Below are 19,866 nucleotides of genomic sequence, written 5' to 3'. Positions count from 1 at the left end.
TAGTAAAGCGATTTACTAAAGCGGTTTACAAGACAATGGCGCATGAACGAGCTCCCGGTTTGAAAGATGTGGCGAAAGCCGCCGGGGTATCGGTGACAACCGTCTCGCGCATGCTGAATGGGTCACTCGATCTGCCGGCCGCAACCAAGCAACGCATCGACGAAGCGATCTCCGCGCTAAAATATCAGCCCAACCCTCATGCGCGTCGTTTGAGCCGTGGCCGTTCCGATACGATCGGGCTCGTCGTCCCCGACATCGCGAATCCCTTTTTTGCCACCATGGTTGCCGCCGTCGAGGAGGCAGCCAATGATCTGGGCCTTGCGGTCTCGCTATATGCGACCCTCAATCGCACCGGGCGTGAAGTCGCCTATCTTCGGCTGCTTGAGCATAATCATGTCGACGGCCTTGTTTTCGTGACCAACCATCCGGACGACGGCGAACTGGCGGCACTCATCAATCGAACCGGGAAGGTCATCGTTGTCGACGAAGACGTGCCGCTCGCGATGGTGCCCAAGCTTTTTTCCGACAACTTGCAGGGTGGTTATCTCGCGGGCCGTCACCTAGCCGAATTCGGTCATCGTAACGTGCTTTTTGTCGGAGGCCCCGACGCGATGATCAGCACGCAGCGCCGCTTCAATGGATTGCGCAGCGGTCTGCAGGAACGGTTTGGCGAGGCATTTTCGATCCGGCGCTATAGCGGCGAATATACGGTCGCTTGCGGCCGGGAGATGGCACGGCGCTTCCTTGAGGAAGGATCCCCTGCGACGGCCATTTTTGCCAGCTCGGACGAAATCGCGATCGGCATGATCGAAGTGCTGCGCGAACACGGCATCTCCATTCCCAATGATCTGTCGATCATCGGTTTCGACGATGTCAGCCCCTTGCATCTCTTTGCACCGCCTTTGACGGCGATCCGCCAGCCGGTGCGTGCCATCGGCCGGCGTGCCCTATCCCTTCTTCTAGAAACAAACTGGCAAGAGAGCGAGGTGCTTGCCACCGAGGAACTGGTGCCGGTCGAAATCGTCGTGCGGAACTCCGTTGCACCGCCGTCGACCCATAATAAGCAACGGTAACAATAAGCAAAGATAACGAAACCAGAGGATGAGAACATGATGAAACAGATCAGACGTCGGGCGTTCAATACCGCGCTCGCTTTCACAGCCCTTGCCGGTGTCGCCATGAGCGCATCGCTTGCTCATGCCGCGGGCAAGACCTATGCGCTTGTGCAGATCAACCAGCAGGCCCTCTTTTTCAACCAGATCAACGAAGGTGCGCAGAAGGCGGCCGATGCATCGGGCGACAAGCTGGTCATCTTCAACGCCAACAATGACGCCGCGGCGCAAAACAGCGCCATCGAGACTTATATCCAGCAGAAAGTGGACGGCCTGATCGTTGTCGCCATCGACGTGAACGGCATCATGCCGGCCGTCAAACTGGCCTCCGACGCAGGTATTCCAACCGTCGCGATTGACGCTATCCTGCCGGAAGGCCCACAGAAATCGCAGATCGGCGTCGACAACGGCAAGGCAGGTGCCGACATCGGCGCCCATTTCCTCGACTACGTGAAGAAAAACATGGGCGGCAAGGCAAAGGTCGGAATTGTCGGCGCCTTGAACTCCTATATCCAGAACGTTCGTCAGAAAGGCTTTGAAGACGCCATCAAGGGTGATGGGATCGAGACGGTTGGCGTTGTCGATGGCCAGAATATCCAGGATAACGCGCTGGCTGCCGCCGAAAATCTCATCACCGGCAATCCCGACATGACGGCAATCTACGCGACCGGCGAACCGGCTCTTCTTGGAGCGATCGCCGCCGTCCAAAGCCAAGGCAAGCAAGGAAGCATCAAGGTGTTTGGCTGGGATCTCACCGCGCAGGCCATCGCCGGCCTCGATGCGGGCTATGTTGTTGCCGTGGTTCAGCAGGATCCGGCAGGCGAAGGCAAGGCGGCTGTCGAAGCGCTTGCCAAGCTGACGTCCGGCGGCAGCGTCCAAAAAAGCATCTCCGTGCCGATCACGATCGTGACGAAGGAGAATGTCGAGCCGTACCGGGCTGTTTTCAAATGATCACAGAGAATCGGCCTGTTCATGCCGGAGCCGGGGAGGCGCAAGCCTCCTCGCAGCCTCCCGGCCGATCGATGCCGAGGCCGGCCGTCTCCTTGCGGGGCATCCGAAAGACTTTCGGCTCGCATCAGGCGCTCCGCGGCGTTGATCTTGATCTTTTTCCCGGCGAGTGCCTCGGCCTTGTGGGCGATAACGCCGCAGGCAAGTCAACGCTTACCAAGATTATCTCCGGCACTTATCTGCCGGATGAGGGGACGATTTCATTGAACGGCGAAGAGGTCCGCCTTTCCGGTCCGGCGGACGCTCGCGACCGCCATATCGAGATGGTTTTCCAGGACTTAAGCCTCTGCGATCATATCGATGTCGTCGGCAATCTCTTCCTCGGGCGCGAGCTGACCAGGGGGCCGTTTCTTGACCGCAAGAGAATGTTGGTCGAGGCTCGCGGGATGTTGGATGCCTTGGAAATCCGCATTCCGCGCCTTTCGGCCAAGGTCGAGAAACTGTCCGGCGGCCAGCGCCAGGCGATCGCGATTGCGCGCGCTGCCTCTTTCAATCCGCAGGTTCTGATCATGGATGAGCCAACATCGGCTCTGGCAGTGGCTGAGGTCGAGGCGGTCCTTTCCCTGATCAATCGGGTCAAGGCCAAAGGCGTTTCCGTCGTCCTCATCACCCATCGCCTGCAGGATCTCTTCAGGGTCTGTGACAGGATCGCGGTCATGTACGAGGGCACCAAGGTCGCCGAGCGCGATATCGGTAAGACCAATCTCGAGGATCTCGTTAAGCTCATCGTCGGGGGAGAAGGACATTGACCCTCTATACCGAACGCGCCAAGGGTTCGCCGCTGGCCGATTTCTTCGGCGAGCATGCCCAGGTTCTATCCATCGCCTTTTTCTTCCTGGCCTGCCTCGTCTTCTTTTCGCTGACGACCACCACCTTCATGACCGCCGGCAATATTCTCAACATCGTGCGTCAGGCCGCCCCCATTCTCATCGTGGCGATCGCGATGACCATGGTTATCGTCACCGGGGGCATCGACCTGTCGGTCGGCTCCATGCTGGCGCTCATAAATGCGGTTGCCGCGATCACGCTCGCCACGGGCCTGCCCTGGCCCATCGTGTCGCTCGGCATGCTTCTGTTCGGCGGTATTATTGGCCTGCTGCAGGGCTGGTTCATTGCCTATCAGGACATTCCGGCCTTCATCGTCACCCTGGCCGGGCTCTCCATCCTGCGCGGCGTGGCGCTCTATCTGACGCAGGGATATTCGATCCCCATCAATGACGTCCCGGGCTTCTTCTACATGGGGCGCGGCGAACTGGCGGGCTTTCCGGTGCCGGCGCTGATCGCAATCGTCATTGCGGTCGTCGGCTATGTCGTCATTGCGGCCACGAAATACGGCCGGCAGATCGTGGCGGTCGGTTCCAACATGGAGGCGGCTCGCCGTGTCGGCATGCCCGCCAAATGGATCGTTGCCTCGGTCTATCTGGTATCGGGCCTTGCGTCCGCGCTGGCCGGATTGTTGATCGCGGCGCGTCTCGGTTCCGGCTCGTCGAATGCCGCCGTCGGTTTCGAACTGCAGGTGATTGCGGCGGTCGTCCTCGGGGGCACGTCATTGATGGGCGGGCGTGGGACGATGATCGGCACGGTGCTCGGGACCATGACCATCGCCGTCATCGGCAACGGCCTGATCCTGATGCATATTTCGCCCTTCTTCACCCAGATCGTCACCGGCGCGATCATCCTCGTCGCCATCTGGCTCAACACTCGCATCTTCACCACCAATTTCCGGTTCGCCCGCAAGAGGAAAGCCTGACATGAAGATCGACGAGCTTTCACCAGGTCATGTGCGCTCCGGCATGGTAATGACCGTGGACGGACCAATTCCGGTATCCGACCTCGGCGTCACGCTGATGCACGAGCATATCCTCAACGATTGCCGCTGCTGGTGGCATGCGCCGAAGACGCCCGAACGGCAATACCTTGCCGAAGGCTTCGTCTGCATGGAAATCTTGAGTGAGCTTCGGCAGGATCCCTTCGTCAACAAGCATAATATTACGCTCGATGATGAAAAGCTTGCTGTCACCGAGCTTCAGGATTTCGCGGGGCTTGGCGGCCAGACCGTCGTCGAACCTACCTGCCAGGGCATCGGACGGGATCCGCTGGCGATGCGGCGCATATCGAAGGCGACGGGATTGAACATTGTCATGGGGGCCGGCTTCTATCTCGGCTCCTCGCATCCGGCAAGGGTCGCCGACATGTCGATCGGTGATATCGCCGACGAAATCGTCCTTGAAGCCACGGTCGGGGCGGACAATACCGATGTCAGGATCGGCCTCATCGGCGAGATCGGCGTCTCTTCCGACTTTACCGCGCAGGAGGAAAAGTCGCTGCGTGGCGCAGCGCAGGCGCAGACACGCACCGGCCTGCCCCTCATGGTGCATTTGCCCGGCTGGTTTCGTTTGGGTCACAAGGTCCTCGACATCGTCTCGTCCGAGGGCGCTGATCTCAGGCATACCGTCCTTTGCCACATGAACCCGTCGCATGACGATCTCATCTATCAGTCGGAGCTGGCCGCCCGCGGCGCCTTCCTCGAATACGACATGATCGGCATGGATTTCTTCTATGCCGACCAGCAGGTGCAGTGCCCGAGCGATGAGGAGGTGGCCCGCGCGATCGTCAAATTGGTCGAGATGGGCCATGCCGGCCGGATACTGCTGTCGCACGACGTCTTCCTGAAGATGATGCTCAAGCACTATGGCGGCAATGGCTATGCCTATATCCTGCGCCACTTCCTGCCCCGACTGAAACGCCACGGCTTGGATGACAAGATGCTCGACATTTTCATGCGCGCCAATCCACGCTCGGTCTTCGAAGCGACGATCTAACCATCAAGAAAAGACAGAAATGGAAACATCATGACGAAGAAGGTTCTTCTGGTCGGCGAAAGCTGGGTCAGTTCGGCGACGCACTACAAAGGGTTCGACCAATTCGGAAGCGTCACTTTTCATCTCGGCGCCGAGCCGCTCGTCAAGGCTCTCGCAGGCAGCGAGTATGAGTTGACCTATATGCCCGCCCACGAAGCGGTCGAAAAGCTGCCCTTCGAGATGGCGGGACTTGATGTCTATGATGCCATCATTCTTTCCGATATCGGTGCGAATTCTCTTCTTCTGCCACCGGATGTCTGGCTGCATTCCAAGACCGTGCCGAACCGCCTGAAGCTGCTCAAGGCCTGGGTCGAGAAGGGCGGCGGCCTGCTGATGGTCGGCGGCTACTTTTCGTTCCAGGGGATTGACGGCAAGGCCCGCTGGCGTCGCACCGCCGTCGAGGATGTGCTGCCGGTCACATGCCTGCCTTATGACGACCGCGTCGAAATCCCGGAAGGGACCACGGCCGTCATCGAAAAGCCGGATCATGCGACCGTCACCGGCATGCCGAAGGAATGGCCTCTGCTCCTGGGTGTCAATGAGGTCGAGGTGCGGGAACGGGCCGACATCGAAGTCATTGCCCGCCTGCCGGACGACCAAGGCGGTCATCCGCTGCTCGTCACAGGCAAATTCGGCAAGGGCCGCACGGCTGCGTGGACGTCGGATATCGGGCCGCACTGGCTATCGCCGGCCTTCTGCGAATGGGAGGGTTACGGACGCCTTTGGAAGAACATTCTCGGTTGGCTGACCGAGAGGTCGTAGGCTCAGCCGCCGGCAAGAATATCGGCAAGCTCCTGGCGGCTGGGGAATGCGGATCTTGTTCCCCGCCGGCTGACGGTAATGGCCGCAGCCGCCGTCGCATGGCCGATAGCCCTGATGTCGAGCGCGGCGTCTCTGAGCGCCGCCGAGGCGAGGGCGATGGCCATGAATGTATCGCCGGCACCGGTCGTGTCCACGACGTCAGTGGTAAGCGCGGGGACGGTTGCGACGATTTGCTTTGCATGTGCAAGGATCGCACCTTCGCCGCCGAGCGTCAGAACGGTCTGGGCAACACCGGCTTCGGCAAGGTGGCGAATGGCGTTCTCGCCCGAGGATCCGGTCAAGCTTTCCGCCTCGCCTTTGTTGAGGAAGGCAATGTCGATCAGCGGCCAGAGGTCGGTGAAGTAGGGTCGAAGCGGCGAGGGGTTGAAGGCCGTGGTGAGCCCGCGGCGCCTTGCTTCGGTAAGGATGCCTCGAGTGACATCCTGGCTGAGGTTGCCTTGCAACACGACGAGGTCGCCGGCTGCGGCGTCGTCCAGCGGCGCAAGAGCCTCGGAAAGGGACAGCGCTTCGGCGGAAGCCGTGGTGGTTACGATGGCGTTTTCGCCGTCGGGAGTGGTGAAGATGATGGAAAAGTCGCTGGAGCGGGCAGGACTGCCCGACAGCCGGGCATGCAGGGTTTCTCCGGCAAGCTGGTCGCGGATCGTCTGGGCGCGAAAATCCTCGCCGACAGCTGCGACGAGCGTCGTGGAGAGGCCGGTCCGGCTCATCACGACTGCCTGGTTGGCGCCCTTGCCACCTAGGTCGCGGGTTTCCTCCCGACCAAGGATAGAGGCGCCCGCTTCGGGCATCGATAATACGGATATGGTTTCGTCGATGGCGACGTTACCGATGACATAGGCACGCATGGCACACCTTCGGAAGGGAAAGAGAAATGCAACTGATATCGGACAGAGCTTCAAGCGCCATAAGGGAAATATTCGGGACTGACAAGGCGCTGATCGGCATGATTCATTGCCCGGCCTTTCCGGGCGCGCCGCGTTATCGCAGTGCCGCGATGGACACCATCTATGACGCCTGCATGCGCGATGCGGAAGCGCTTGTCAAAGGTGGCATGCATGGGCTGATCATTGAAAACCACGGTGATATTCCCTTCTCCAAGCCCGAAGACATCGGACACGAGACGGCCGCCTTCATGTCTGTTATCACGGATCGCATTGCCCGTGCCGTCGGTGTGCCGCTTGGCATCAATGTGCTTGCCAATGCGCCTATCCCCGCCTTCGCGATTGCCATGGCCGGAGGCGCGCGCTTCATCCGCGTCAATCAATGGGCCAATGCCTATGTCGCCAATGAGGGCTTTATGGAGGGCCGGGCTGCCGAGGCGATGCGTTATCGGTCGCTGCTGCGCGCCGAGCATATAAGGGTTTTTGCCGACAGCCACGTGAAGCATGGCGCGCATGCCATCACCGCAGACCGGACGATCGATGAATTGACGCGCGATCTTGCCTTCTTCGATGCCGACGTGGTGATTGCCACCGGCCAGCGAACGGGCAATAGCGCGACGATTGAAGAGATCGAGGAAATCGGCGCGGCAACGCATCTGCCGCTGCTCGTCGGATCCGGCGTCACCAAGGACAATATCGTTGAAATCCTCAAGCGTACGAACGGCGTCATTGTCGCCTCCTCGCTGAAAGAGGGGGGTGTCTGGTGGAACCCAGTCGATCCAGCCCGCGTCGCAGCTTTTGTGGCCGCTGCTGCGCCCGGCCTGGAGGCGTGAGCAATCATGACGCAAAGCCTCTCCGACCAGATGCTCGAAGAAAACCGCGATATATTCGATGCCATGGTTCATCATCGATTTGTCGAGGACATCAAGGCTGATCGACTGCCAGTCGCAGCTTTCGAGCGCTATCTGGTTTTCGAAGGCGCCTTTGTCGATACCGCGATCGCGATCTTCGCCTATGCCACCGCCAAAGCGGAGACGATGGCGCAGAAGCGCTGGCTGATCGGCGTGCTCGACGCTTTAGCCAATCAGCAGATCGCCTATTTCGAAAAGACCTTCGTCGTCCGTGGCATTGATCCGGCCAGCTATGACACCAGCCGCGAGGATGTCGCCGCTTTCCGCGACGGGATGCTGGCGATCGCGCGCAATGGCGGCTTCCTCGATACGATTGCGGCGATGTTTGCCGCCGAATGGATGTACTGGACCTGGTCGAAGACCGCCAGCAGATGCACGATCAACGATCCGCTTCTGAAGGAATGGGTTGCGCTCCACGCCGAACCGGCATTCGAGGCGCAGGCGCGATGGTTGAAGACCGTGCTGGACGAAGCCGGCGAGACGCTGGATGCCGCCGAGCGCAAACGTCTGAGCATGATTTTCGGCCTGGTGCAACGCCTGGAGATCGATTTCCATGATGCGGCCTATTCCTAGAACCTCAGAGATGACCCGGGGTTAGCAATCAATAGGCCCGATCGCTCACCTGTTTCATCTGCACCGCAAACACTTGGCGCTTCCGACCATCGTCAATGTCGTACCGCCGCTGTGGCAACCCGGCACGAAATCGCGTTGTCGATTGCTCTCATAGGTAGGTCCACAACTCCGCTCGTTCTGTGTCCCTGTCCGGATTAAGCCGAAGCCTCCAATCAGCCTGCTCGCCGCCAGGTAATCATGGAGCTGGTAATATAATTCCAGCCTGCACCAATGACGGCTCCCGCCAGGCCGGCGAGCCACCATTGCGGCTCCCGACTGTAAAAAAGTGACGACACACCGGTCCCTGCGAGAACTCCAATGCTGCAAAATGCCGAGAACAACATCAAGCCTGTCAGGAATCGCACGCCGCGGCGGCGTCGATCTCTATATGTGAGGGCATTGTTGAACGTGTAATTCGAGACGACTGCGGCCAACATGGCGGCAGCCTGGCTGACTGGAAACTCCAGCCCCCCCAGCAGCAGCAGCCGCAAGATAGTCAGGTGAACGACAACACCGCTAAGGCCGACCAAGCCGAACAATAGCATTCGCGAGGAAATAATATCGCCCGACCATTTTGCGACGAGGAGCCCAAGATATTCGAATACCACCAATGCATCCAGTTTGCTCTCGCCGTGAATCCGCGGCCGAAACACGTATGAAATCTCCCCAATTTTCAAGGGAACGGGCGATGACGCAATAATATCCAGCAGGATCTTGAAGCCTTGCTGCGAGAGCTTCGGAGCAAGCTCGTCGATCAGCGCGCGTTTGACCATGAAAAATCCGCTCATCGGATCGGACGTCTCGATTCTCAACAGACGCCTTGCAATCCGGATGGCCATCTGACTTCCCACTTGGCGGACGCCAGTGAACCCCTCAGCCGACGAGCCTTCCCCGCCATATCTCGTTGCAACCACCAGATCGGTCCGATTGCTGCGCATCATGGCAAGCATGGCTACCAGCCGTGTTTCATCGTGCTGCAGATCAGCATCCATGACGGCAACTATAGGCGCCGATGTCGAGAGAATGCCCTCTAGGCAAGCACCGGCAAGCCCGCGCCGATGAATCCGCCGGATCCCTCGGATACGCCGATCGGTTAGAGACAGGCTTCGCACAACATCGACGGTCTTGTCGCTTGAATCGTCATCAACGAAAATCACCTCCCATGCGATACCGACAAGCGCAGCCCGAAGGCGTTCGATGAGCGGGACGATGTTTTCACGTTCATTGAAGGTCGGTATGACGATGGAGAGCTCAAAGCCCTCCTGCCGTGGGATTTCGCCCTTTAAGATTGCCAAATCCCCAGGCCATGCGCTGATGGGAGCCAAACGAGATGAAGTCATATGGGTCTAATATTCCTTGGAGGGAAGAGCGAGTCCTGTCGACGAATTCGCGGAAGGTTCGAGCCGAACACATGCGACCGCTTCAGCGGCTCATGAAGCCAATTTGCTCCCACGAATCTTCCTCGCCCATTGGCCCGCCATGACGCCGGAGCGACTTCGATATCGCCTATATGCCACGATCACCTGACAATACTCTGAATTCGCGTCGAAGTTTGGGACCTACCCACCCATAGCACATGTAGCCGGCGCAGGAAATGTTTAGCCTCCCGACGACGAGGCGCACTGCATGCCTGCATTCTCGCAACCACCAAGATTATAACCCACGCGATAATAGAAGCTCCCGACGATGACGCCGTTCTTTCGCACGACCTGCTCTTGAATGTCGGTCAGACGCGAGAAGTATCGAGGGATGTCGTCTTGCTCCAACTCGTTTCGTTTCAGGGAAACGAGCACTGCTGTACTTCCTCGCACTGTTTTGGCCGGATGCCAGACGTCATACATCAGACTGCTGCCGCCAATGGCGCTCAGCCCTATTGAATTGTCTCGAATGCGTTGTGCTTGGCGCGCATAGAAGGCCATTTCGCTGGCAAGGAAGTAGTTGTCCGTACCGATCAGCACGACGGGAGCTGCATTCTCCTTGGCTACCGTGGCCTCAATTGCGCCGACCGCCTCGCCGAATTCGCTCCACGCGACCGGTAGTGTGCGGATGTTATGAATGTAGCCGATCCCGGGTAAACCCAGAACCACGTAATGAAAAAGCACCGCATAAACAGCCGTTGTGATTCCGATCGTCGGTATCCATGCGCGTCTCAGGCGCCGTCCCAGCCACCGCTCTTCTCCTGCCGCTCGGGCAAGCACGGATGCGACGAAGGGAAGGACCGCGAGCCACAGAGGGCCGGTCCAATTCGGCTTGTTCTCATGGAAAAGGCTGAAGAGAACAAACACACTAAGCGGGATAAGCGTGAAGAGGAGAATGAAAAGCGCTCTGGTCGTGCCTGGTCGCGATCGGAGTGCAGAGACATTTTCCTTCAGGCTGGCGGCCGCGGCGATGAGGCCGGTGGGGGTCAATAGAACAGCGGCGCTGACGATGAGAGATGGCAAAGTGAATTGAAATGCCTCACCCACGCGTCTCGACCCCTGGAATGCGAAGGACATCCATTGGTGCGTTGCATTCCAGTAAACCACTGGCGAAAATAACAGGGCCGAGATTGCAGCGGCAAGATATGGCTCTCTTCGACCAAGCCAGCGGCGCGATCTCGGGTTGATCAAAACGAACAGCAACGCTGCCGGCCCCAATAGCAGTATCGTATACTTCGACAGCAGGCCTATACCAAACGACAGGCCAGCCCCGAACCAGGCAAGACGCTTCTCACCAAGGAGAGCTCGCTCCAGAAAATACAGCGTGGCCACCCAGGCTGCAGCCAGCGGCGCGTCTGGCATCATCAGAAAGCCGGTTGAAAAATAAAATGGGAGCACGGCAACCAGCAGAGCGCACGCTATTGCCGTCGCCTTATCGAAGAGATTCCGCGCGAGATAGAAGGAAAAACCGGCGGTCAACAGCCAACAGATATATGCGCCGACGCGAACACCGAACTCGTTATCTCCAAAGAGCATGGTTCCCAGCCAGATCAACCACGCGACCATCGGCGGATGATCAAGATAACCGATGTCCAGATGCTGCGCATAATTCCAATAGTAGGCCTCTTCAGGCAGAAGGTTGGCGAAACCGAGAAATACGAGGCGAAGTGAAAGAAGATAGATGATGAGGCCAACCGCCGCGAACAGCTTTCGCCTTTCAATGGATATGGTCGGCCATAAGAAAAGCGTGTCGCCCAGCAAACCAATGGCAGCACTTGCAAGCACCACGGAGGCGCCGGAAAGAACGACCGGAAGATTGAGGGTTGTCATTGCGACAACGAAGATTCCGCCTCTCAGACTGAGCGTCAAAAGCCTCAGGAAGAGGAAAATTGCCAGCTGCTGCGAACTGGAATTGCTGTCCACAGCGGGATCGATCCGCGCCAAGATCCCGGTCGCGATGCAGACAAAATATAAGAGAACACCACAGACGAAGCTCAGAACGTGAGCTTTCATCGGGTCGATGCCAACTCGGATCAGCACCACGAAAGCCATAAAATCGAGAAGCGCGCATATCATGCCAACGACAAAAAGGCGCATGACAGTGTGCTTGTGTGTGGCCCCAAGAGCCTGAACCTGTCGCACGATATTATCCGATCTCAATTTTCTCTTGTTGCCGATGATCCAGCGTGCCCGAGGGGTATCTCTAGCCAGCGACGTTGCTGGATGGGCAGCGGACAAGACCAGCCTGATGCGTCTCTCGGTCGTGCCGAAGGCCTGCGAGCTACCATCGACGCCCTGCTGGACGCATTCACTTCAAAAAAGTCGCCGCTCAGCTTCCGTCGCTATCGCACAGTGGCACCGTTTACAAGCTCGGCCTGCGCCTGCTTTTTGTCTTGAGCCTCGACATCTTCCCAGCTCCTGTCCATTGCGTAGGCCGCTGAAACTACGGGTATGCCCACATGCCCATAATAGAAGGATAGTTGCTCTTCAGCTCTGGCCTCATCCAACCCGGCAATCTTCCTGACATAAAGTGCTGCGGCCAAACCGCTGCGATCAGAACCCGAGAGGCAGTGAATAAGGATGGGTTTCGGGGCCGAGGCCATCAACTCGACAAGCCGCTGCGCCTTTTCAGGCGAGATAATTTTCGAAGCCGACATACCAAAATCGATATGCGTTATGCCAAGGCCACGAGCCGTCGTGACTTCATCGTCATACCACGCAGCACCTGGATGTGTTCCGCGCAGATTGATGACTGTCTTGATTCCGTGTGTCCGTATGTAGGAGATGAGCTCATCGGACGTTGGCTGAGCCGAGCGGTAAAATTGGCCATCAATCACCGAATGAAAGTTACCGGTGGCCTGCAGGAGGCCAGCATAAGCCGCGCAACTCGCGCCCAGAATTCCGATGGCGCCAAGGGCGGCGAGGGCCACCTTGCGAAATACAGTCATTGCTCTTTCAGCCCGTCCTTCTGTGAAGTTTCCATGACATGCCGCAAGAGCCTGACAGACGCCTGAACAATGGCGGCGCAAAAATGCGAAACGCCTGTCAGAACATACGGACGAGACGTGTGTTGATTTTCGACCAAATCCGCAGCGACTTGCCGCGGCAAATACAGGCGTTTAGGTGGGAGAAGGAAGCATCATGCCATTGGATCTGGCTGGCAGGACAATCGTGGTCTCGGGCGCTGCCGGCGGCGTGGGTCGCTCGGTCGTCAGCAAGCTCGCAGCAACGGGCGCGCGCGTCTGCGTAACGGATCTGTCGCCAACGTTCTGGAGCTCGCGGCGAGTGGTGCAGACGAGGTGGCCTCGATCGCTGGCGATGTCACGAAATCGGACCATGTGAACACCATCTATGATTTCGCAGAGAGCAAGTTTGGGCCTGTCGACGGTCTGGTCAGCAACGCAGGCTTCATCATTTCGAGGTCAGTCCACGAAACCTCCGAGGACGAGTGGGACAGCGTCATGAACGCAAACGCCAAGTCCTTCTTTCCGATGGCCAGGCGAGCCCTTCCACGGTGCAGTCATGCCGCCGGCATATGCGGCGTCTCGCAGGGCGTCGTGGTGGTTCGCTCCGACATGGAGGGATCGGCATCGATGAGGGCGGTCAGGAAATCGAGGACGATCTTGACGCGTTGGGGAATGTTCCGGCGCGAGGGGTAGACGAGGTAGATCGGCAGCCTTGCCGGGGGGAAGTCCTCCATCAAGTGGATCAGCCGGCCGGCGTATATATCCGGCACGGCGATGATGTGGGAAAGGATGGCAAGGCCGGCACCCGCAAGGGCGGCGCGGTGAATGGAGAGGGCATTGTCCGCCACCAGCCGCGGCGATATCGGCACCGCGATATCCTCGGATCCATCGGAGAAAAGCCAGGCGCGGCCGTGGCCGCCCCTGGCGTAGCAGATGCAGTCATGGGCTGAGATATCGGCAGGGACCTTCGGCGGCGAGCGCCGAGCGATGTAGGACGGAGCTGCGACGAGGAATGCCGTCGTCCAGCCGATACGGCGGCAGATGAGGCTGCTGTCGGCCACGGCGCCGATGCGTACTTCGAGATCGATACCCTCTTCAATGAGAGCGGAGGCCTGCTCCCGGAAGGCGAGTTCGAGCGACAGGTTCGGGTGCGCGCTGAGCAGGTCCACCAGCCGGTCGCTGAGGAGAAGGCCGAGGGGAGCGGGCAGGGCGAGCTTCACCTTGCCTGATGTGCGCGTGCCATCCGGGCATAGGGCGTCGCCAAGATCGTCGACATTGCCCAAGATCCGCAGCGCGATCGGCAGTACGCGCTCGCCTTCCGCCGTCGGAGACAGGCCGCTCGTCGTGCGGTGCAGAAGCCTCGTATTGAAGTGTTTTTCCAGCGCCGCAACCTGCCGCGATACCGCCGGCTGCGTCAGATTGAGATCGGCGGCTGCGGCGGAAAACGAGCCGGTTTCCGCTACCCGCAGAAATGTGCGCAACGCCGAAACGATATCCATTTCGCTGTCCCCCATACTTTTCGACATAAGCCTTATGCACGCAGCATAGGCCGGGAAGGCTTTACAGTCCAGCAATTACGGATATTTTGTATCCATAAGGATAGAGAATATCCTTAATAGGAGAGAGACGATGACCCAGCGTTTGAACTATGCCCAACAGTCCCCCGAATTGTTCAAGAAATTCATGGAATTCAGCATGGCGCTGAAGAACAGCGTGATCGAGGACAGGATTCACGATCTCGTGCAGATCCGCGCTTCGCAGATCAATGGCTGCGCCTTCTGCCTCGATATGCATGTCAAGGAAGCCAAGATCCACGGTGAGACCGAACTGCGCCTCTACCACATCGCCATCTGGCGCGAATCCAACCTGTTCGTGCCCCGCGAGCGCGCGGCACTTGCATGGACGGAAGCGCTGACGAAGCTGCCGGAAGGCGGCGTGCCGGACGAAATCTATGAGCGTGTGCGCGGCCAGCTTTCGGAAAAGGAGATTTCCGATCTCACTTTCCTCGTGATGGCGATCAACGCCTGGAACCGTGCCAGCATCGCCTTCAAGGCCGTGCCCGGTTCGGCCGACAAGGCCTATGGTCTCGACAAGGCCGGCCTGAACTAAGCCTCTCGCCCGAGGACCCATCAAACGATGCCTGTCCGTATGGGCAGCTGCGACAGAAGACATCTTACGACAACCGTCATTATCGGTGTAACCGGCCTGCCCGGTTCCAAGACCGTGTTCCACAGGAGACAGACATGACCGTAGACACTATCTCCCATCCCGGTAAGCCAGCCAAGGACGAGCTGGTTCCATCACGCTACGCGGTGCGCGTCGGCGAAATCGAGGTGCTGGTGATCAGCGATGGAGTGCTGCCGCTCCCCACCACGATGTTGGCGCACAACGCCGACCCGGCCGTCCGGGCGGCCTGGCTGAACGACATGTTCTTGCCGCCGGACGCTTTCGACTGGTCGCTGAACGTGGTCGTGGTGCACAGCGGCGAGCAGACCATACTCATCGATGCTGGACTGGGATTGGACCCGAACCTGAACTTGCCGCGGGCCGGGCAGTTGATCAAGCGACTGGAGGCCGCCGGTATCGATCTTGCGTCCGTAACCGACGTGGTGCTTACCCACATGCACATGGACCACATTGGCGGGCTGCTCGTCGACGGGGTAAAGGACCGGCTGCGTCCGGACCTGCGGATTCACGTCGCGGCCGCCGAGGTCAAATTCTGGGAGGCGCCCGACTTCACCCATGTCTCCATGCCGCCAGGCTTCCCGGATGCGCTTCGGTTGGCCGCCAAGCGGTTCGCGAAAGAGTACGGCAGCCAACTGCGGTTGTTCGATGATGAGTACGAGGTGGCGCCTGGGGTGGTTGTCCATCGCACCGGCGGCCACACCCCCGGACACAGCGTGGTCCGCCTGGCATCCGGCGGCGATCGGCTGACGTTTGCCGGCGACGCCGTGTTCACGGTCGGGTTCGACCACCCCGACTGGTTTAACGGTTTCGAACACGACCCCGAAGAGGCGGCTCGCGTTCGGATCCGTCTCTTGCAGGAACTGGCGGCGACTGGCGAGCAGCTGGTAGCCACTCACCTGCCATTCCCCTCCGTTGGTCGGGTGGCGGTCGATGGCGACGCCTTTCGCTGGGTACCGGCCTTCTGGGACTACTGACGCTTGTTGGCCGATAAGATCTACGCGGCCTGAATCCACAACCACCATCCAGAAACGAATGGACAATGCGGCGCGCTGAGCGGCCGCGAATGGAGAAGCTTATGAAAATCGTTATCATTGGCGGAACCGGCCTGATCGGTTCAAAGACAGCCGACCGCCTTCGCAAGCAAGGCCATGAAGTCATTGCCGCCGCTCCAAACACCGGCGTCAATACGATCACCGGCGAGGGACTAGCTGAAGCGCTTGCCGGAGCCTCCGTCGTCATCGACCTCGCAAACTCGCCGTCCTTCGAGGACAAGGCCGTGCTCGAATTCTTCGAGACCTCGGGCCGCAACCTGCTTGCCGCCGAGAAGACCGCCGGCGTCAAGCATCACATCGCGCTTTCCATCGTCGGCGTCGATCGCATACCTGACAGCGGCTATATGCGGGCCAAGGTCGCTCAGGAAAAGATCGTCCGGGGGGCCGGCATTCCCTATACGATCGTCCACTCGACGCAATTCATGGAATTCCTCAGTGGCATCGCCCAGTCCGGCACGATCGGAGACACCGTGCATCTGTCGCCAGCCTACGTCCAGCCGATCGCCTCGGACGATGTGGCCGACAATATGGCCGCCGTTGCGACAGCCGAGCCGATCAATGGGATTTTGGAGATCTCGGGGCCTGAGCGCGTCCGGCTGAACAAGCTTGTTGCCCGCTATCTGAAAGCAATGGGCGATGCCCGTAAGGTTGAGGCAGATCCGGAGGCTCGCTACTTCGGCGCCAAACTGAACGATGGCTCGCTCGTTTCCGACAACAATCCGCGCCTCGGCCACATCACCTTCGAGCAATGGTTCGCCAAGGCCGGCCAGCCGAAGTGAACTGCAATCTTTGATGTAACCCCGCGTGCCCGGCGGTTTAGCTGCCTGGCATGCTATTCACCAAAAGGAGATCGAGATGTTCAGAACGCAACTTATCGCACTCAGCATGCTGCTCGCCGCCGCAGGCGCTGCGAAGGCAGACGACAACCACGCCGCCAAAGTCAGCCTCGTCTACGAGCACGAACTGCCGAACGTTCCCGGCAAGAGCATCAAGGGCATCCTCGTGGAATACGGGCCGGGCGGCTTTTCCGAGGGTCATACCCATCCGAGCTCGGCCTTCATCTATGCCACGGTTCTTGAAGGAGCGATCAAAAGCCAGGTCAATGACGGCCCGGTGAAAGTCTATAAGGCTGGCGAAAGCTTTTCCGAAATGCCGGGCGACCGCCACGGCGTCAGCGCCAATGACAGCAAGACCGCGCCCGCCAAGCTGCTGGCCGTCTTCGTCGTCGATACCAGTCAGAAAGAGCTCACCTATCCCCTTAAGAAGTGAGTGCTGAAAGCGCGCCGCACTGGCTCTGCGTGGGTGCGGCGTTCTTTGAAGCGCAGGAGAGGAGCTCGCTGTGTCGCAATTGCTTCCCGATGTGGTAGCCAATTCACCTCTTACCTCGCTGATCGGCGTGGGCCTTGCGGGAATCCTCGTCTGGCATCTGATCCCGCGCGCTTCGGCCTATACCCGGCTCGTGGTGCAGATCATCTTCTTCGGCGTCATGACTGCCATTCTTCTCAACGGCAAGATCGCCCCCAACAGTTTCGAGGGCTATGGCACCGACGATGCCCGTTCGCTCAACGTCATCCTGGCGAAATCCCTCTGGTGGCTGCATCTCTCGTGGGCGCTGATCGGTTTCGTACGCATCTATCTGGTGCTGGAGGGGCGCCCGCGCGAAGCTCGCCTGCTACAGGATATTGTCGTCGGCCTGGTCTATCTCTGCGTCGCCCTTTCCGTTCTCGCCTTCGTCTTCGGTGTGCCGATCGGAACGCTGGTCGCGACCTCGGGCGTGGTAGCGATCGTCCTCGGCCTTGCCCTGCAGAATACGCTCGGCGACGTCTTCTCCGGCATTGCGCTGACAATCGGCCGGCCCTATTCACTCGGAGATTGGATCGCGCTTGGCGACGGAATTGAAGGGCGGGTGATCGCCAGCACATGGCGCTCCACCCACATCCTGACCGGCGCCAACAATATCGCCATCCTTCCGAACAGTCTGCTGGCCAAGCTTGCGCTCACCAATGTCAGCCAGCCCGACGAGACGCATCTCGTCACCATGACGTTCCGCGTCGCCCCGACCAAAATGCCTTCGATCGTCGAGGATGTGATGTGCACGGTTCTTGCCGGCTGCAACACCATCCTCCGCGAGCCGCCGCCCCTCGTGGCGCTGAAGAGCGTGGATGCGACCGCGCTGGAGATCGAGCTGCAGTTTCGCGTGACGAGTTCGTCCGTGCGCATCCGGGCGAGAAACGAGGTCATCGATCTCTTCTATCGTCATTGCAAGTCGGCCGGGTTGCTGCTTGCCATGCCGCCGGCCGTCACCGCCGTGGTGGCGGCACTTCCGAGCGAGGAGGCGGCGAAGCCGCCGGAAGTGGCGCCACTCGATCTCATCCGGGCGATCCCGATCTTTACAAGCCTGACACCGCAAGAACAGGAGAGCCTGGCGGACGCGGCAGTCACGCGCGAATTCCAAAAGGGCGATGTGATCGCGCAGGAGGGGCAGACGCTGCCGTCGCTGATGATGATCCGCGCAGGAATAGTGGTGATGCGCGAGGAGGGGCGGGAGCTGAAACGGCTTTCGCCTGGCGACTACTTCGGCGAAACTGGCCTGTTAGCCGGCATGGAAGAGGCCTTCACGCTGGAGGCGCTGACGCGGGTGACGGTCTACGACATCGGCCAGCCAGCCTTCGAACCGCTGTTTGCAGCGCGCCCCGCTCTTGCCGAGGAGATCGCCGCCCATCTTTCGCGGCACACCGGACATCTGCCAGAGCACGCGCTGCCGCATGAGCGGGAGCGACGCACGCTGAGGATGCTGAAGGCGATGCGAATGATCTTCGGCCGTTGAAACAGGCCATGGATGTCTTACCCGGCGCGCTGCAAAACCCACTCGAAGGTGTTTTTCCAGATGTCGGCCGGGACGTCTTCCGACAGGGTCTCAACGAGGTCTGCGAGGCTAACGCTCTTCAACGTGTTGCGCCAAGCCTCGTCGGCCTGCCACATGACGCGTGCAACCGAGCAGGGCTTGCTGTCGCAGAAATCTTTCGGACGGCAGGGGTTGTTTGCCCGGATATTGGAGCAGGTGAAGGTGCGCGACTTCCCTTCCACCGCCTCGACGATATCGAGAAAATTGATCTCCGAAGTCGGTCTTGCCAGGCGATAACCGCCGCTCGGCCCAAGCGTCGTCTCGACCAGCGATGCCTGGGATAGGCTCTGCAACGCCTTGGAAAGATATTCCTTCGGCAGGCCATGGAGCTCGGCCAAGGCTTTCGTGGAAAGATACCGCCCTTGCGGCAGACCTGCGAGAATAGCGCAGCAATGCAACGCCCACTCGACCTGGCTTTTGAGGATCATTCTAGCTCACTTGATGCCGGCGGGGCGCCGATGCTCCTTATTAAGGACAATATATATCCGCAAATGAAGCGGCTGTAAATTGAATGTTTGCCACAGGCGTAAAAGCCGCAACGACGCATTCCTGGGACCTCTTCTGATGCAGGCTCCACAGACCACGACTGTGAGCAAGTCGAATGTCGAACAGGTGAGCGTGCTCGGGATCGGCGTTCAGGTAATCGGTGAGCCGTGTTTTCCGCTGACGCCCTTGCCGCCGGCCGACGACCCGGCGCTGGTCGCCATTCCCGTGGGTTAGGGTGGAGACTCAATCAAACCCACCATATGATGGTGGCAGCGATATAGCATGTAGCTGCGAAGTTGATGGCGAGCTTGTCATATCGTGTTGCGACGCGGCGCCAGTCCTTGAGACGGCAGAACATGCGTTCGATGATATTTCTTCGCTTATAGGCCTGCGGATCGAAAGGCTGGATGCGTTTGCGGGTTGGATTGTTTGGGATGACGGGGCAGGTTCCTCGCTGAATGAGGAAGCGGCGAAAGGCATCGCTGTCATAGGCAGTATCGGCTGCGCATAAACGGCTGGGCGGCAGGGGTGCAAGCAGGTTGGCGGCGATGGGAGCGTCGCCACGTTGTCCGGGGGTTATTTCGACTGCGATGGGACGGCCGCAACCATCGACAACAGCATGGATTTTTGTCGTTCTGCCGCCGC

Annotated in this window: 21 protein-coding genes and 1 pseudogene; 15 read left to right on the top strand and 7 right to left on the bottom strand. The window is 59.4% G+C overall.

What is annotated here, in order from left to right; translation table 11 throughout:
* Positions 1–35 precede the first annotated feature (35 nt).
* Genes FHT29_RS05515 through FHT29_RS05490 form a run of 6 tightly spaced genes read left to right on the top strand, consistent with a single transcriptional unit; the run spans position 36 to position 5,743 of the window.
* The gene (locus tag FHT29_RS05515) at positions 36–1,073 is read left to right on the top strand and encodes a LacI family DNA-binding transcriptional regulator (protein ID WP_047552716.1); all 1,038 of its coding nucleotides are present in this window, start codon (positions 36–38) and stop codon (positions 1,071–1,073) included.
* A gap of 39 nt (positions 1,074–1,112) precedes the next feature.
* A complete protein-coding gene (locus FHT29_RS05510; protein WP_112441237.1) occupies positions 1,113–2,063 on the top strand; it encodes a substrate-binding domain-containing protein in 951 nt (316 codons plus the stop codon).
* Complete coding sequence (locus FHT29_RS05505; protein ID WP_168599314.1) at positions 2,060–2,869, top strand: ATP-binding cassette domain-containing protein; 810 nt, start codon at positions 2,060–2,062, stop codon at positions 2,867–2,869. Before FHT29_RS05510 ends, FHT29_RS05505 begins: the two co-directional genes overlap by 4 nt.
* Positions 2,866–3,870, top strand: a complete 1,005-nt coding sequence (locus tag FHT29_RS05500; RefSeq protein WP_037197077.1) for an ABC transporter permease — start codon at positions 2,866–2,868, stop codon at positions 3,868–3,870. The genes FHT29_RS05505 and FHT29_RS05500 overlap by 4 nt, the downstream gene beginning before the upstream one ends.
* Position 3,871: 1 nt before the next feature.
* A complete protein-coding gene (locus FHT29_RS05495) occupies positions 3,872–4,942 on the top strand; it encodes a phosphotriesterase (protein WP_210255388.1) in 1,071 nt (356 codons plus the stop codon).
* 30 nt (positions 4,943–4,972) lie between these two features.
* Complete coding sequence (locus tag FHT29_RS05490) at positions 4,973–5,743, top strand: glutamine amidotransferase (RefSeq protein WP_113102471.1); 771 nt, start codon at positions 4,973–4,975, stop codon at positions 5,741–5,743.
* A 2-nt stretch (positions 5,744–5,745) separates the two neighbouring features.
* On the opposite strand, the gene FHT29_RS05485 is transcribed toward FHT29_RS05490, so the two are convergent.
* Positions 5,746–6,648 (bottom strand): PfkB family carbohydrate kinase, encoded by a 903-nt coding sequence (locus FHT29_RS05485; protein ID WP_168599313.1) that lies wholly within the window; start codon positions 6,646–6,648, stop codon positions 5,746–5,748.
* Positions 6,649–6,674: 26 nt separating this feature from the next.
* Here FHT29_RS05485 and FHT29_RS05480 point away from each other — a divergent pair, with 26 nt between their 5' ends.
* Positions 6,675–7,517, top strand: a complete 843-nt coding sequence (locus FHT29_RS05480) for a BtpA/SgcQ family protein (protein WP_037197073.1) — start codon at positions 6,675–6,677, stop codon at positions 7,515–7,517.
* Positions 7,518–7,520: 3 nt separating this feature from the next.
* Positions 7,521–8,168 (top strand): TenA family protein, encoded by a 648-nt coding sequence (locus FHT29_RS05475; protein ID WP_348644860.1) that lies wholly within the window; start codon positions 7,521–7,523, stop codon positions 8,166–8,168.
* Between the two features lie 212 nt (positions 8,169–8,380).
* Here the strand turns inward: FHT29_RS05475 and FHT29_RS05470 are convergent, their stop codons facing one another.
* The 3 genes from FHT29_RS05470 to FHT29_RS05460 all read right to left on the bottom strand — a co-directional run bounded on the left by FHT29_RS05470 (position 8,381) and on the right by FHT29_RS05460 (position 12,573).
* Complete coding sequence (locus FHT29_RS05470; RefSeq protein WP_051963509.1) at positions 8,381–9,547, bottom strand: glycosyltransferase family 2 protein; 1,167 nt, start codon at positions 9,545–9,547, stop codon at positions 8,381–8,383.
* Between the two features lie 258 nt (positions 9,548–9,805).
* Positions 9,806–11,722: a glycosyltransferase family 39 protein gene (locus FHT29_RS05465; protein ID WP_168599311.1), complete on the bottom strand. Its 1,917-nt coding sequence runs from the start codon at positions 11,720–11,722 to the stop codon at positions 9,806–9,808.
* A gap of 245 nt (positions 11,723–11,967) precedes the next feature.
* Positions 11,968–12,573 carry a dual specificity protein phosphatase family protein gene (locus tag FHT29_RS05460; RefSeq protein WP_168599310.1) on the bottom strand — a complete coding sequence of 202 codons (606 nt, stop codon included), beginning with the start codon at positions 12,571–12,573 and terminating at the stop codon, positions 11,968–11,970.
* Between the two features lie 198 nt (positions 12,574–12,771).
* Between FHT29_RS05460 and FHT29_RS35045 the strand changes: the two are divergent.
* Positions 12,772–13,167, top strand: a pseudogene (locus FHT29_RS35045) (SDR family oxidoreductase); the annotation flags it as partial.
* Here FHT29_RS35045 and FHT29_RS05450 read toward each other — a convergent pair.
* Positions 13,146–14,090, bottom strand: coding sequence for a LysR family transcriptional regulator (locus FHT29_RS05450; protein ID WP_168599309.1), 945 nt, complete (start codon positions 14,088–14,090; stop codon positions 13,146–13,148). The pseudogene FHT29_RS35045 and the gene FHT29_RS05450 overlap by 22 nt on opposite strands.
* Positions 14,091–14,220: 130 nt before the next feature.
* On the opposite strand from FHT29_RS05450, the gene FHT29_RS05445 reads away from it, so the two are divergent.
* The 5 genes from FHT29_RS05445 to FHT29_RS05425 all read left to right on the top strand — a co-directional run bounded on the left by FHT29_RS05445 (position 14,221) and on the right by FHT29_RS05425 (position 18,657).
* Positions 14,221–14,700, top strand: a complete 480-nt coding sequence (locus FHT29_RS05445) for a carboxymuconolactone decarboxylase family protein (RefSeq protein WP_047552696.1) — start codon at positions 14,221–14,223, stop codon at positions 14,698–14,700.
* A 134-nt stretch (positions 14,701–14,834) separates the two neighbouring features.
* Positions 14,835–15,752 carry an MBL fold metallo-hydrolase gene (locus FHT29_RS05440; RefSeq protein WP_037197068.1) on the top strand — a complete coding sequence of 306 codons (918 nt, stop codon included), beginning with the start codon at positions 14,835–14,837 and terminating at the stop codon, positions 15,750–15,752.
* A gap of 101 nt (positions 15,753–15,853) precedes the next feature.
* The gene (locus FHT29_RS05435; RefSeq protein ID WP_168599308.1) at positions 15,854–16,609 is read left to right on the top strand and encodes an SDR family oxidoreductase; all 756 of its coding nucleotides are present in this window, start codon (positions 15,854–15,856) and stop codon (positions 16,607–16,609) included.
* A 76-nt stretch (positions 16,610–16,685) separates the two neighbouring features.
* Positions 16,686–17,099 (top strand): cupin domain-containing protein, encoded by a 414-nt coding sequence (locus FHT29_RS05430; protein ID WP_047552693.1) that lies wholly within the window; start codon positions 16,686–16,688, stop codon positions 17,097–17,099.
* A gap of 79 nt (positions 17,100–17,178) precedes the next feature.
* Entirely contained in the window at positions 17,179–18,657 is a 1,479-nt protein-coding gene (locus FHT29_RS05425; protein WP_168599554.1) for a mechanosensitive ion channel family protein, read from the top strand.
* A 17-nt stretch (positions 18,658–18,674) separates the two neighbouring features.
* Here FHT29_RS05425 and FHT29_RS05420 read toward each other — a convergent pair whose 3' ends face one another.
* Positions 18,675–19,163 carry an Rrf2 family transcriptional regulator gene (locus FHT29_RS05420; protein ID WP_037197063.1) on the bottom strand — a complete coding sequence of 163 codons (489 nt, stop codon included), beginning with the start codon at positions 19,161–19,163 and terminating at the stop codon, positions 18,675–18,677.
* Positions 19,164–19,299: 136 nt separating this feature from the next.
* Between FHT29_RS05420 and FHT29_RS05415 the strand changes: the two genes are divergently transcribed.
* Complete coding sequence (locus tag FHT29_RS05415) at positions 19,300–19,455, top strand: hypothetical protein (protein WP_168599307.1); 156 nt, start codon at positions 19,300–19,302, stop codon at positions 19,453–19,455.
* A 13-nt stretch (positions 19,456–19,468) separates the two neighbouring features.
* Here FHT29_RS05415 and FHT29_RS05410 read toward each other — a convergent pair.
* A partial coding sequence (locus FHT29_RS05410) for an IS5 family transposase (protein WP_168599306.1) occupies positions 19,469–19,866 on the bottom strand: 398 nt, incomplete at its 5' end.

The organism is Rhizobium sp. SG741, from assembly GCF_012275435.1.
GTDB lineage: Bacteria > Pseudomonadota > Alphaproteobacteria > Rhizobiales > Rhizobiaceae > Rhizobium > Rhizobium lusitanum.
This window is presented reverse-complemented; position numbering and strand designations above follow the sequence as displayed.